The following is a 13548-nucleotide window of genomic DNA, read 5'->3' on the forward strand; positions in this document are numbered from 1 at the left end:
TGCGGGACATCATGAAGAACCTCTGATCACCCGATCGGACCACGAAAGACGCCCGAGCCGCCCGGCGTGTCGCCTTTGTCGTCGGGGACGCGAAAGACGCCCGGGCCGCCGGGCGGCTCGGGCGTCTTTCGTGGTCCGATCGGGTGATCAGAGGTTCTTCATGATGTCCCGCATGAGGCGGGCGGTCTCGCTGGGGGTCTTGCCGACGCGGACGCCGACCTTCTCCAGCGCTTCCTTCTTCGCCTCGGCGGTGCCGGACGAGCCGGACACGATCGCGCCGGCGTGGCCCATCGTCTTGCCCTCGGGGGCGGTGAACCCGGCGACGTAGCCGACGACCGGCTTGGTCACGTTCTGCTCGATGTAGGCGGCCGCGCGCTCCTCGGCGTCGCCGCCGATCTCGCCGATCATGACGATGGCGTCGGTCTCCGGGTCGTCCTGGAACGCCTGGAGGGCGTCGATGTGGGTCGTCCCGATGATCGGGTCGCCGCCGATGCCGACGCAGGTGGAGAAGCCGATGTCGCGCAGCTCGTACATCATCTGGTACGTCAGCGTGCCCGACTTCGACACCAGGCCGATGCGGCCGGGCGTGGTGATGTCGGCGGGGATGATGCCCGCGTTCGACTTGCCGGGGGACGCGATGCCGGGGCAGTTCGGCCCGATGATGCGGGTCTTGTTTCCCTTGGACTCGGCGTACGACCAGAAGAAGGCCGTGTCGTGCACCGGGATGCCCTCGGTGATGACGACGCAGAGGGGGATCTCGGCGTCGACGGCCTCGACGACGGCGTCCTTGGTGAACTTCGGCGGGACGAACACGACGGAGACGTCCGCGCCGGTCTCGGCCATCGCCTCGGCGACGGTGCCGAACACCGGGAGGGTGGTGCCGTCGAAGTCGACGGACTGCCCGGCCTTACGGGCGTTCACGCCGCCGACGACCTTGGCGCCGGAGGCGAGCATCCGGCGGCCGTGCTTGGTGCCCTCGGAGCCGGTGATGCCCTGAACGATGATCTTGCTGTTCTCGGTGAGCCAGATGGCCATGCTCATGCACCTGCCGCTGCGAGTTCCGCGGCGCGCTTGGCCGCGTCGTCCATGGTGTCGACCTGCTGCACGCCGTTCAGCGCCGCGTCCGTGAGGATCTCGCGGCCGAGCTCGGCGTTGTTGCCGTCCAGGCGGACGACCAGCGGGCGGTTGACGGTCTCGCCGCGGTCGGCCAGCAGCTTGTAGGCCGCGACGATGCCGTTGGCGACGGCGTCGCAGGCGGTGATGCCGCCGAAGACGTTGACGAACACCGACTTGACGTCGGGGTCGGAGAGCACGATCTCCAGGCTGTCGGCCATGACCTCGGCGGACGCGCCGCCGCCGATGTCGAGGAAGTTGGCGGGCTTCTGGCCGCCGAACTCCTCGCCGGCGTAGGACACGACGTCGAGGGTGGACATGACGAGGCCGGCGCCGTTGCCGATGATGCCGACGCTGCCGTCCAGCTTGACGTAGTTGAGGTCCTTGGCCTTGGCGGCGGCCTCGAGCGGGTCCGCGGCGGCCTTGTCCTCGAGCTTCTCGTGCTCCTGGCGGAACGACGCGTTGTCGTCGAGGGTGACCTTGCCGTCGAGCGCCTTCACCTGGCCGTCGGCGGTGAGGATCATCGGGTTCACCTCGACGAGGCTGGCGTCCTCGTCGGTGAACACGGCCCACAGGCGCTCGATGAGCTCGGCGGCGCCGTCCAGGGCCTCCTGCGGGAGGCGGCCCTGCTCGGCGATCGCGCGGGCCTTGGCGCGGTCGACGCCGTCCTGCGGCGAGATCGGCACCATGGCGAGCCGGTCGTGCGGCACCTCCTCGATCTCCACGCCGCCCTCGACGGAGCAGATGGAGAGGAAGGTCCGGTTGGCGCGGTCGAGCAGGAACGAGAAGTAGTACTCCTGCGCGATCGCGCTGCCCTCCTCGATCAGGACCTTGTGGACCGTGTGGCCCTTGATGTCCATGCCGAGGATGCGGGTGGCGAGCTCCTGGGCCTCGTCGGCGGTGTCGGCCAGCTTGACGCCGCCGGCCTTCCCGCGGCCCCCGGTCTTCACCTGGGCCTTGACGACGACCTTCGAGCTCCCCGCGGCGAACAGCTCCGCCGCGATGGCCCGGGCTTCCTGGGGAGTATGGGCGACCTTGCCGGTGGGCACCGGTACCCCGTACTCGGCGAAGAGTTCCTTCGCCTGATGTTCGAACAGGTCCACGAGGCTTCCTTTTACGGATTGACAGCCAAAAGACCACACGAGTGGGGGTTACACGGGTTTCCGTGCGGCCGGCACTCTGCGGTCCGCTCCGTCGATGCAGCCTAGTCAACCCGCCTGCGTGGTGATGCCGCCGGGGCCATATGTCGGGGTTCGGGCGGTTGGCCGGGTGTGCTTCCTGGGAAGGAGGGGACGTCTGTCCCTGAGGAGGATGAACCGATTGACGTAGTTTGATGTACTTCTTTCGCCGCCCCGGGGAACCTTGCCCGACCGGGCGCGGACGACCGGGGGGAGACAGACGGCGATGTCGGACGAGCCGCGCGCGTTCGCGAGGACCGCGACGGCGCCCGGACGGCCCGGCTCCCGCGGGAGCCGCGCGGCGGCGCGGGCGCCGCGCCGCTCCGGCGCCGGCCGGCTGCGCAGGCTGACGATCGGCGCGACCGTCGCCGCGCTCGTCGCGACCAGCGGCGCCGCCGCCGCCCCGGACGCCGTCCCCGCATGGTCCAGCCCCGGCCTCGTCGGCGGCGGAGGCGCGCCCCACACCGGCGTCCCGCTGCCCCCGCACGAGTCCCTCGGCGCCTCCTACCTGCCGGACAGCTCCGTCGTCCGGCTCCGGGACGGCCGGATGCGGCTGGTCCCGCCGGGCGGCGGCACCGCGGTCACGGTCCCGGCGGACGACCCGCGCGTGCAGGCGGCCGTGCGCTCCGACCGGGCGTGGCTGGCGTCCGGGACCGTCCCCACCGGCGGGCTCGGCGAACGGTACGAGGCGATGTCGGCGCGGGCGCTGCTGGACCTGCGGCTGCTCACCCGGCCGAACGGCGCGTCCCAGGCGTCCTGGTACGGGATCTGGCGGTACAGCTGGCCGCGCGACTCCGCGTTCGCCGCCGCCGCGTTCGCCGTGTCCGGGCACCCCGCCGAGGCCCGCTCCGTCCTGGAGTTCATGGCCCGCGTCCAGGACCCCGACGGCACCTGGGCGGCCCGCTACCACGTGGACGGGAGCCCGGTCGAGGACGGCCGCGACCGGCAGCTCGACGCGCTCGGCTGGATGCTGTGGGCGACGTGGTTCGCGCGGGCCGCCGCGCCCGGCGAGGAGTCCGCCGCGGACCTGCCCGGCGGGCTGTGGACGATGGTGCGGCGCGCCGCCGACCACCTCGCGCTGTCGCTGGACGCCGAGGGCCTGCCGCCCGCGTCGTCCGACTACTGGGAGCGCGACCCCCGCACCGAGGAGGACCCGCGGCGGCCCACCCTCGGCGTCGTCGGGCCCGTCCTGGCGGGGCTGCGCTCCGCCGCCGCGCTCGCCGAGCGGGGCAGCGCCGAGGCGGCGCGGTGGAGCGGGGCCGCCGACCGGCTGTCGGACGCGCTCGGCCACCAGTTCGCGCCCTACGGGTACCCGCGCTCGCCGGTGAAGGGCGGCCGGATGGACACGTCCGTGACGTTCGTCGCACCGCCGTTCGCGCCCGGCGACGCCGGGGTGACCGCCGCGATCGCGCACGCGTTCGCCGAGCAGTCGCTCCCGAACGGGGGCGTCCTGCCGGGCGAGGAGTGGCCCGGCAACAAGCACATCGCCTGGACGCCCGAGGTCGCCCTGTTCGGCCTCGCCGCCGCCGCGTCCGGCCGCACCGAGACCGCCCTGGAGCGCCTCGACTGGCTGCAGCGGCACCGCACGTCCATGGGCGTCCTGCCGGAGAAGGTCGGGCCGACCGGGCACCAGGCGGGCGTCGCGCCCCTCGGGTGGACGGCGTCCATGGTGGTGCTGTCGCTGGCGGCGCTGGAGGAGCCGCTGCCGATCCCGCCCACCGCGCCCTGACGCCGGGGCGTCAGCCGAACTGCTCCCAGCCGAGCTTCGCGACGAGCGCCGCCACCACGCACAGCAGGACGCCCCGGACGAAACCGGCGCCCCGGTTGATCGCCGTCCGGGCGCCGAGCTGGGCCCCGACGGCGTTGCAGGCGGCCATCGCCAGCCCGACCGCCCACAGCACGTGCCCCTGGACGGCGAACACCGCGAGCGCGCCGAGGTTCGTCCCCGCGTTGATGATCTTCGAGGTGGCCGAGGCGTTCACGAAGTCCATGCCGAGCAGGCCGGTGAACGCGATGACCAGGAACGTGCCGGTGCCGGGGCCGACGAGCCCGTCGTAGAACGCGATGAGCACGCCCGGGATCAGGACGGCCGCGGCGATCCGCCGCCGCGTGCGCAGGACGAGCCGCGGCGTCCGTCCGAGGTCGGGCTTCAGCACGACGAGCGCCGCGACGGCCAGCAGCACGATCATGATGACCGGCTTGAGGACGTCCGAGGAGATCGCCGCCGCGCACAGCGCCCCGACCGCCGCGCACGCCACCGCGAGCACGCCCGCCGGGACCGCGACCCGGGTGTCCGGCTTCGCCTTCCGCAGGTACGCGACGGCGGCGGACGCCGTCCCCGCGATCGACCCGAGCTTGTTCGTCGCCAGCGCCGCCGCCACGGGCTGGCCGGGCAGGGCGACGAGCAGCGCGGGGAGCTGGATGAGCCCGCCCCCGCCGACCACCGCGTCGACCCATCCGGCCGCCAGCGCCGCCGCCAGCAGCAGCACGACCTGCTCAACGTCCACCGCGGCCCCCGGGGGTAAGGAGTCAAAGCAAAAGAAACACCTGACCTTACCCGGTGGCCGGAGCGCCGGACCGTTCCAGGGTCAGCCGGCCGCCGGGGCCGTCCACTCGTCGTCGAGGATCGCCCAGACCTGCACGTCGCGGTGCGCCCCGTCGTGGTAGAACGCCTTGCGCTGGACGCCCTCCAGCGTCATCCCGAGCCGCTCGGCGACCGCGCCGCTCGCGGTGTTCCCGGGGTCGCACAGCCACTCCACCCGCGCCATCCCGCGCGCCCGGAACGCCCACTCGATCATCGCGCGGCAGGCGGTGGTGATCAGGCCGCGCCCCCGCACCGCCCGGTCCAGCCACACCCCGAGCTCGCAGACGCCGCGGCCCGCGTCGAACACGCGGAACAGCGCGCCGCCCATCAGGACGCCGTCCACCCAGATGCCGTAGAAGCGGCCCTCGTCGGCGGCCTGCCGGTCGGCGTACCGCTGGAGGAACGCGCGGGCGCTCGCCTCGTCCACGACGATCCGCCCGAACGGCACGTACTGCACGATGTCCTCGCGGACCCGGTCGACGTGCTCGGCGAACTCCGCGGCCTGCCAAGGCTCCAGGGGACGCAGCTCGGCGCCGTCGGCGAGCCGGTAAGCGAACATGGGGAACCTCCTCGTACCTTTTTCGTCCCACGCACCGTAACGGGCGTTACGGACGAACCAGATCCGAGGTCGGCGCTCTTCCCCCGGCCGCGGCGGCCGTCAGAGCTTCTCGACCGGCGCGTACCGCAGGACGAGCCGCTTCACCCCGTAGTCGCCGCCGAAGTCGACGCTCGCCGCGGCCTTGTCGCCCGCGCCGTCCACCGACACGACCGTGCCGAGCCCGAACGAGTCGTGCGTCACCTTGTCGCCCGGCGACAGCGACGGCACCGCGCGCGCCCCCGGCGACCGGACGCCCGGACGCGCCGCCATCCGCGTCGCCGCCGAACCCGACGCCGACGACGCCTCCCGCTCCCACTCGATGAGCGGCGTCGGCACCTCGCCCAGGAACCGCGACGGCGGGTTCACCTGCGGCGCCCCCCACGAGCTGCGCATCGTCGCCCGCGACAGGTACAGGCGCTGCCGGGCGCGGGTGATGCCCACGTAGGCGAGGCGCCGCTCCTCCTCGAGCTCCTTCGGGTTGCTCATGGCGCGCAGGTGCGGGAACACGCCGTCCTCCATGCCGGTGAGGAAGACGACGGGGAACTCCAGCCCCTTCGCGGTGTGCAGGGTCATCAGCGTGACGACGCCCTGGTCGGTCTCGTCCGGCTGCTCCCCCGGCGGGACGGGCGCGCCCTTCGCGCCGCCCGGGATCGAGTCGGCGTCCGCGACCAGCGCGACCTGCTCCAGGAACTCCGGCAGCCGCCCCTCCGGCGACTCCCCGTCGAGCCGCTCCTCGAACTCGCGGGCGACGGCCTCGAGCTCCTGCAGGTTCTCGATGCGCGTCTCGTCCTGCGGGTCCTTCGACGCCTGCAGCTCCGCCAGGTAGCCGCTCCGGTCGAGGACCGCCCCGATCAGCTCCGCGGGCGACACCGACGCGGCCGCCGCGCGCAGCTCGTCCAGCAGGAGGACGAACTCGCGGACCGCGTTGATCGAGCGGGTCGCCATGCCCGGGACGTCCTCGGGGGTGCGCAGCGCCTGCCAGAACGAGATCCGCTCGCGGGACGCGTACGCCTCCACGCACGCCTCCGCCCGGTCGCCGATGCCGCGCTTCGGGACGTTCAGGATGCGGCGCAGCGACACGGTGTCCTCGGGGTTGGCGAGGACGCGCAGGTAGGCGAGCGCGTCGCGGATCTCCTTGCGCTCGTAGAAGCGGACGCCGCCGACGACCTTGTACGGCAGGCCGGTGCGGATGAACACTTCCTCGAACACGCGGGACTGCGCGTTCGTCCGGTAGAACACGGCGACGTCACCGGGCTTCGCGTCGCCCGCGTCGGTCAGCTTGTCGACCTCGTGCGCGACGAACGCGGCCTCGTCGTGCTCGTTGTCGGCCACGTACCCGGTGATCTTCGCGCCCTCGCCCTGGTCGGACCAGAGCCGCTTCGGCTTGCGGTCGGCGTTGCGCTCGATGACGGCGTTCGCCGCCGACAGGATCGTCTGCGTGGACCGGTAGTTCTGCTCCAGCAGGATCGTCGTGGCGTCCGGGTAGTCGCGCTCGAACTCCAGGATGTTGCGGATCGTCGCCCCGCGGAACGCGTAGATCGACTGGTCGGCGTCGCCCACCACGCACAGCTCCGCCGGGCCCACGCCCTCGACCGGCCGGGTCAGCTCCCGGACGAGCTCGTACTGCGCGTGGTTCGTGTCCTGGTACTCGTCGACCAGCACGTGCCGGAACCGGCGCCGGTAGTGCTCGGCGGCCTCTGGGAAGACCTGCAGCAGGTTGACCGTCATCATGATCAGGTCGTCGAAGTCCATCGCGCCGGCCTGCTGGAGCCGCGCCTGGTACATCTCGTACGCCTCGGCGAGCTTCTGCTCCATGTGGCCGGACGCCCGCGCCTTGCAGGTCTCGTAGTCGATCAGCTCGTTCTTCAGGTTCGACACCTGCGCGCTGAACGACTTCGGCGGGTACCGCTTCGGGTCGAGGTCGAGCTCCCGGCAGACGAGCGCCATGAGGCGCTGCGCGTCCGCCTGGTCGTAGATCGAGAAGCTCGTCGGGAAGCCCAGCCGCTTGGCCTCGCGGCGCAGGATGCGCACGCACGCGGAGTGGAACGTCATCACCCACATGGCGCGCGAGCGCGGGCCGACGAGCGCGTCGACGCGCTCCTTCATCTCGGCCGCGGCCTTGTTGGTGAACGTGATCGCGAGGATCTGGCCGGGGTGGACGTCCCGCTCGCCGAGCAGGTGGGCGATGCGGTGGGTCAGCACGCGCGTCTTCCCCGACCCGGCGCCCGCGACGATCAGGAGGGGTCCGCCGGCGTGGACGACGGCGGCGCGCTGCTGCTCGTTCAGGCCGTCGAGCAAGGGGTGGGCTTCTGTCTTCGACATCATGTGCGAGTCTACGGCGCCCCGGACCCGGGTTCGGCGCGTTCGCCGGGACCCGGGCCGGCGCCCGCCGGGCCGCGTCAGGAGCGTTTGCGGTGGTCCCAGGCGGCTTCGGCGGCGGTGCGGACGGCGGCGAGGTCGGCGCCCGCGGCGGCCGCCGACGCCGCCGCGACCGCGCCCTCGACGAGCGGCGCGTCCGCGAGCAGCACCGTGCCGTCCGGGGCGTCCTCGGCGACCATCCCGGCGGTGAGGACGGAGCTGCCGAGGTCGGCGAGCAGCAGCACCCCGCCGTCGCCGGACGCCGCCTCGACGGCGCGCTCGACGGCGTCGGGGCTCGTGCCGAGGCCGCCGTCGGGGTCGCCGCCGGCGGCCTCCACGACGGCCTCCCCGACGCCCATGGCCCGCGCGACCTCGGCGACGCCCTCGGCGAGCGCCCGGCTGTGCGCCACGATCACGATTCCGACCATCGGCCCTCCAACGTTTCGGCGAGCGCCCGCAGGACGAGCGCGGTGGACGCGGCGCCCGGGTCGAGGTGCCCGACGCTGCGCTCCCCCAGGTAGCTGGCCCGCCCCTTGCGGGCCCGCATCGGGACGGTGGCGTCCGCGCCCGCCGCTGCGGCGTCGGCGGCGGCCCGTGCGCAGCCGGGCGGCGGCGCGCCGTCCGCGAGGGCCGCCTCGTAGGCCGCGACGGCCGGGGCCAGCGCGTCCACCATCGTCTTGTCGCCCTCGGCTGCCTGCCCCAGCTCGCGGACGCCGTCGAGCGCGGCGCGCAGCGCGGCGCCGAGGTCGGCGGCGGGCGGGTCGTCGAGGTCGGCCAGGCGGCGGCCGGCGCGGCGCAGCATCGTCCCGTAGAGCGGCCCGGACGCGCCGCCGGTCTTCGACAGGAGCGCCCGCCCCGCCGCGACCAGCACCTTGCCGGCGGGGGCGTCCGCGGGCAGCGCCGCGACGGCGGCGGCGAACCCGCGGTCGAGGTTGTGGCCGTGGTCGCCGTCGCCGATGGCGGCGTCCAGCCGGGTGAGCCGTTCGGTGTCGGCGGAGACGAGCTCGGCGGCGCGGCGGATCCAGTGCCGCGCGGCGGGCCCGGTCAGCCCGGTCACCGGCCCCACCGCAGCGCGGGCGTCTCGACGGGCGCGTCCCACAGCCGGGTCAGGTCGGGCGTCAGCCGGCACACGCTGACCATGACGCCGGCCATCTCCAGGCTGGTCACGTAGTCGCCGACGAGGCACCGGACGGCCGTCGCGCCGTGCCCCGCGAGCCAGTCGGCGACCGCCCCGTACGCGACGTACTGCTCCAGCAGCGGGGTGCCGCCCATCCCGTTGACCAGGACGAGCAGGTCCTCGCCCGCGAGCGGCGCGTCCGCGTCGATCGCCGACAGGGCCGCGTCCACGATCTCGGCGGCGGTGCCCGCCGCGACCCGTTCCCGCCCGGGTTCGCCGTGGATGCCGATGCCGAGCTCCATCTCGCCGTCCGCCAGCTCGAACGTCGGCTTGCCCGCCGCCGGGACGGTGCAGGGCGACAGCGCGACGCCGAACGAGCGGCTGCGCTCGTTCACCTCCCGGGCGACGGCCGCGACGGCCGCGAGGCCGGCGCCCTCCTCGGCGAGCGCCCCGGCGATCTTCTCGACGAACAGGGTGGCGCCGGTGCCGCGCCGTCCCGCCGTGAACGTGCTGTCCTCGACGGCGACGTCGTCGTCCACCACCACCTGGACGACCTCGATGTCCTCGTCCTCGGCGAGTTCGGCGGCCATCCGGAAGTTCATCACGTCGCCGGTGTAGTTCTTCACGATGTGCAGCACCCCGGCGCCGCCGTCGACCGCCATGGTCGCGGCGATGATCTGGTCGGGCACCGGCGAGGTGAAGACCTCCCCCGGCGCCGCGGCGTCGAGCATCCCCGGCCCGACGAACCCGGCGTGCAGCGGCTCGTGCCCCGACCCGCCGCCCGACACCAGGGCGACCTTGCCGGTGCGGGGTGCGTCCGCCCGCACGACCGTCCCGCCCGCCGGGTCGACCCGCAGCGACGGGTGCGCGGCGGCGAGCCCGCGGAGCGCGTCGGACACCACGGCCCCGGGGGCGTTGATGAGTTTGCGCATGCTCACAGCCATACCCGCGTCCGGCGCCCCGTCCCAGACCCAATCGTGATCGCCGCGGCGGCGTCTCGAACACGACCGACCTCGATCGGGGGCGGGCCGCCGCCCGTCTCCGAAGCCGTGCACCCGGCCAGGAGAACGGCGAGCCCGGTGAGGGCCGCGGCGGAGGGGCATGCCGATCCTTCGGTAAGCAAGGGTTTCGCAGCAAGAGCCCGCCGCGCGCCGGTTTGTTCGGGAAATCGCGATCCGGCACCTGCCGGACGCCCGCGTCCCGACCGTAGAGTTGGGGCGTGACGGGCGTACTGGAAGACAGCGGACTGGAGCGGATCCTCGCCGTGATGGCGCATCCGGACGACGTCGACTTCGGCGCCGCCGGGTCGGTCGCGGGCTGGACGGACGCGGGCATCGAGGTCGTGTACCTCATGGTGACCGACGGCGACGCGGGCGGGTTCGACGACGGGCTGACGCGGCCGGAGATGGCGGCGCTGCGGCGCGACGAGCAGCGCGCGGCGGCGAAGGTCGTGGGCGTGACGGACGTGCGGTTCCTCGGCTACCCGGACGGGCGCGTCGAGGCGACGCTCGACCTGCGCCGCGACATCGCGCGGGTGATCCGGCAGGTGCGCCCGGACCGGGTGGTCATGCCGAGCCCCGAGCGGAACTACGAGCGGATCTACCCGAGCCACCCCGACCACCGGGCGGTCGGCGCCGCCGCGCTCGACGCCGTCTACCCCGACGCGCGCAACCCCTACGCGTTCCCGGAGCTGCTGACCGAGGGCCTGGAGGCGTGGACGGCGCGGGAGGTGTGGCTGACCGGCGGCCCGACCGCGAACCACTACGTCGACATCACCGACCGGTTCGAGCGGAAGGTCAGCGCGCTGCGCGCCCACGCGAGCCAGACCGCGCACACGCCGGAGGAGGAGCTCCGGTCGATGCTGCACGGCTGGCTGTCCGCCTCGGCGTCCGCCGCCGGCCTCCCCGAAGGCCGCCTCGCCGAACCCTTCCAGGTCGTCAACACCACCTGACCCCGCCCGCGGCCGGAGCGAGCTTTGCGAGCGTGGGCCGGCCGGTTCGGTCAGACGAGGCGGCGGGCGGCGGCCCAGCGGGAGAGTTCGTGCCGGTTGGACAGCTGGAGCTTCCGCAGGACGCTGCTGACGTGCGTCTCGACCGTCTTGACCGAGATGTACAGCTCCTTGGCGATCTCCTTGTAGGCGTAGCCGCGGGCGATCAGCCGGAGGACGTCCCGTTCCCGCTGGGTGATCTGGTCGAGTTCGGGGTCGACGGCGGGGGCGTCGGTGGCGGCGAACGCGTCGAGGACGAAGCCGGCGAGCCGGGGGGAGAACACCGCGTCGCCCTCGGCGACCCGGCCGATCGCGTCGGTCAGCTCGGGGCCGGAGATCGTCTTGGTGACGTAGCCGCGGGCGCCGCCGCGCACGACGCCGATGACGTCCTCGGCGGCGTCCGACACCGAGAGGGCGAGGAAGCGGGACGGGACGCGGCCGTGCAGGCGGCGCAGGACCTCGATGCCGCCGCCGCCCGGCAGGTGCACGTCGAGGAGCACCACGTCGGGTGCCGTGTCGCGGATCACCGCGACGGCCTCGTCGACGTCGCCGGCCTCGCCGACGATCTCGACGCCGTCGCCGAGTTCGGCTTTGACGCCGGTCCGGAACATCTGGTGGTCGTCGACCAGCACGACCCTCTTGCGCGGCTCGCTCACTGCTTCTCGATCTCCAAACGCACTTCGGTGCCCTCGCCCGGCGCGGTGCGGACGGTCGCCCGGCCGCCGTTGCGCTTCATACGTCCGATGATGGACCCCCGGACGCCCATCCGGTCGTCCGGGATCGCGTCGAGGTCGAAGCCGCGGCCCCGGTCCCGCACGAAGATCGCGATGGCCTTCCCCTCGACCTCGGCGAACACCGAGATGGAGGGGGCCTCGGCGTACTTCGCGGCGTTCACCATCGCCTCCCGCGCCGCCTGGACGGCCGCGGCGACGCGCTCGTCCAGCGCGGTGTCGCCCACGCAGACGACCTCGATGGGGACGCCGTGCAGGTCCTCGACCTCCCCGGCCGTCTCCTTGATCGCGGCGGCGAAGGTGCGGTCGGGGTCGTCGCGCCGCTCGTACAGCCAGGTCCGCAGGGTGCGCTCCTGCGACCGGGCGAGGCGCTGCACCTCGCGGGGGTCGTTGGCGTTGCGCTGGATGAGGGTGAGGGTGTGCAGGACGGAGTCGTGGACGTGCGCCGCGAGTTCGGCGCGCTCCTGGGAGCGGACGCGCTCCTGCCGTTCGGCGTCGAGGTCCTGCCAGAGCCGGACGAGCCACGGGGTGACGATCAGCGCGAGGCCGGTCAGGATGATCAGCATCGCGACGAGGACCGAGCGGATCTGGTTCGCCTCGACGTTCTGCGCGACGCCGCCGCCGATCCCGCCGACGACGAGCAGGAGGCCGAGCAGGGAGCGCAGCCACCGCTGCCGCAGCGGCAGCACCCAGCGTTCCCGCTGGGCGCGGTCGGCCTGCTGCCACAGCAGCGCGACGCCCGCGCCGCCGATCACGAACGGCCACAGCGCCCACTGGAAGGGGCTCGCGACGCCCCAGGGCATGGCGGCGAGGACGAGCAGGCCGAGCGCGACCGCGCCGTACGCGAGGAGCTGCCCCCAGTCGCGCCGTGTGCGCGCGGGGACGGACACGGACTCCGTCTGCGCGCGCGCCTGCGACTCGGCCCCGGGCACGAGGAGCCAGAAGGCGAAGTAGGCGATGATCCCGGGCGTCAGGATGACGAACGCGATCCGGACGAACAGCACGTCGACGCCGAGGTGGTCGGCGAGCCCCCGCGCCACTCCGCCCAGCAGCCGCCCGTCCGCGGCGCGCACCAGCGGCGGCGGATCCGCCGTACGGCCGTCCACCGCGCCCCCGTTCACCGTCTTCCCCGTTCCCGCACGTCGACGATCGTCACACGGACGGACGGTGCCGCGCATCGGGGACGTACCCCGGTCCGGTCTCAGGGTCGGATTCAGGGACGTCCCCGATACCGCGCGGGAAGCGCCGCACGCCACGATGGACGGCATGGTCGACGAAGCGAACGACACCGGCGGCGGGGGCGTCGCCGCCGACGCCGGGGCCACCGCCGCGCGCGGCGACTACCCGCGGCTGGCGCGGGACGGGCGCAGCCGCGTGCTCGCCGGTGTCTGCGGCGGCCTCGGCCGGTACACGGGCATCGACCCGGTGGTGTACCGGGTCGCGTTCGGCCTGTTCGCGTTCGTCCAGGGCCAGGGCATCGTGCTCTACGTCGCGGCGGCGCTGGTGATGCCGTCCGTCCCGCACGCGACGGCGCCCGCCGAGCGGGTGCTGCGCCGCTGGTTCGACGCGGCCGGCGTGCTGACGATCCTGGGCGGGCTGCTGGCCCTGTCGGCGCTGCTGGTCGTGACGTCCGGCATCGACATGGACGCGACGACGGCGGTGGTGTTCACGGCGCTCGCGGCGGCGACGGCCCACGCGCGCGGCGTCCGGTACAAGGAGGCGGGGCGGCGGGTGCCGGAGCGGCTCGCCGGGCACCGGGTGCCACCGGCGGCGCCGGACGGCCCGGCGCCGCTCGCCGAGGACGCGCCGGACGGGTTCGGCGGCCTGCCGCCGGGCGCGATCGACCTCGCCGCGTTCAGCCCGCGCCCGGCGCCGCCCGCCC

Annotated in this window: 13 protein-coding genes; 3 read left to right on the plus strand and 10 right to left on the minus strand. The window is 74.0% G+C overall.

Translation table 11 applies throughout. The annotated features are described in order from the left end of the window. Nucleotides 1-147: 147 nt before the first annotated feature. Both sucD and sucC read right to left on the minus strand, forming a co-directional pair. Nucleotides 148-1035: a succinate--CoA ligase subunit alpha gene (sucD, locus tag DMH08_RS34305; RefSeq protein WP_026402628.1), complete on the minus strand. Its 888-nt coding sequence runs from the start codon at nucleotides 1033-1035 to the stop codon at nucleotides 148-150. A 2-nt stretch (nucleotides 1036-1037) separates the two neighbouring features. After that, nucleotides 1038-2216, minus strand: coding sequence for an ADP-forming succinate--CoA ligase subunit beta (gene sucC / locus DMH08_RS34310; RefSeq protein ID WP_125620223.1), 1179 nt, complete (start codon nucleotides 2214-2216; stop codon nucleotides 1038-1040). Between the two features lie 301 nt (nucleotides 2217-2517). Between sucC and DMH08_RS34315 the strand changes: the two genes are divergently transcribed. Then, entirely contained in the window at nucleotides 2518-4020 is a 1503-nt protein-coding gene (locus DMH08_RS34315) for a glycoside hydrolase family 15 (protein WP_233617980.1), read from the plus strand. A gap of 10 nt (nucleotides 4021-4030) precedes the next feature. Here the strand turns inward: DMH08_RS34315 and DMH08_RS34320 are convergent, their stop codons facing one another. The 6 genes from DMH08_RS34320 to dhaK all read right to left on the minus strand — a co-directional run bounded on the left by DMH08_RS34320 (nucleotide 4031) and on the right by dhaK (nucleotide 9880). Then, nucleotides 4031-4798, minus strand: coding sequence for a sulfite exporter TauE/SafE family protein (locus tag DMH08_RS34320; protein WP_026402630.1), 768 nt, complete (start codon nucleotides 4796-4798; stop codon nucleotides 4031-4033). Nucleotides 4799-4879: 81 nt separating this feature from the next. Beyond that, nucleotides 4880-5434, minus strand: coding sequence for a GNAT family N-acetyltransferase (locus DMH08_RS34325; RefSeq protein WP_026402631.1), 555 nt, complete (start codon nucleotides 5432-5434; stop codon nucleotides 4880-4882). A 99-nt stretch (nucleotides 5435-5533) separates the two neighbouring features. After that, nucleotides 5534-7795, minus strand: coding sequence for a DNA helicase PcrA (gene pcrA, locus DMH08_RS34330; protein ID WP_199748136.1), 2262 nt, complete (start codon nucleotides 7793-7795; stop codon nucleotides 5534-5536). Between the two features lie 77 nt (nucleotides 7796-7872). After that, nucleotides 7873-8259, minus strand: a complete 387-nt coding sequence (gene dhaM / locus DMH08_RS34335; protein WP_125620224.1) for a dihydroxyacetone kinase phosphoryl donor subunit DhaM — start codon at nucleotides 8257-8259, stop codon at nucleotides 7873-7875. Next, nucleotides 8244-8888, minus strand: coding sequence for a dihydroxyacetone kinase subunit DhaL (gene dhaL, locus DMH08_RS34340; protein WP_233617981.1), 645 nt, complete (start codon nucleotides 8886-8888; stop codon nucleotides 8244-8246). The genes dhaM and dhaL overlap by 16 nt, the downstream gene beginning before the upstream one ends. Further along, nucleotides 8885-9880: a dihydroxyacetone kinase subunit DhaK gene (gene dhaK, locus DMH08_RS34345; protein WP_026402635.1), complete on the minus strand. Its 996-nt coding sequence runs from the start codon at nucleotides 9878-9880 to the stop codon at nucleotides 8885-8887. Before dhaK ends, dhaL begins: the two co-directional genes overlap by 4 nt. 335 nt (nucleotides 9881-10215) lie before the next feature. Between dhaK and DMH08_RS34350 the strand changes: the two genes are divergently transcribed. Beyond that, nucleotides 10216-10899, plus strand: a complete 684-nt coding sequence (locus DMH08_RS34350) for a PIG-L deacetylase family protein (protein WP_051300706.1) — start codon at nucleotides 10216-10218, stop codon at nucleotides 10897-10899. A gap of 50 nt (nucleotides 10900-10949) precedes the next feature. Here the strand turns inward: DMH08_RS34350 and DMH08_RS34355 are convergent, their stop codons facing one another. After that, nucleotides 10950-11591, minus strand: coding sequence for a response regulator (locus DMH08_RS34355; protein ID WP_026402637.1), 642 nt, complete (start codon nucleotides 11589-11591; stop codon nucleotides 10950-10952). Continuing rightward, a complete protein-coding gene (locus DMH08_RS34360; protein ID WP_233617982.1) occupies nucleotides 11588-12772 on the minus strand; it encodes a PspC domain-containing protein in 1185 nt (394 codons plus the stop codon). The genes DMH08_RS34355 and DMH08_RS34360 overlap by 4 nt, the downstream gene beginning before the upstream one ends. A 160-nt stretch (nucleotides 12773-12932) precedes the next feature. Between DMH08_RS34360 and DMH08_RS41245 the strand changes: the two genes are divergently transcribed. Further along, the coding region (locus tag DMH08_RS41245) for a PspC domain-containing protein (RefSeq protein ID WP_233617983.1) at nucleotides 12933-13548 on the plus strand (616 nt) is incomplete at its 3' end.

The sequence above is a fragment of the Actinomadura sp. WAC 06369 genome (assembly GCF_003947565.1).
In the GTDB taxonomy this organism is placed as follows: Bacteria; Actinomycetota; Actinomycetes; order Streptosporangiales; family Streptosporangiaceae; genus Spirillospora; species Spirillospora rifamycini.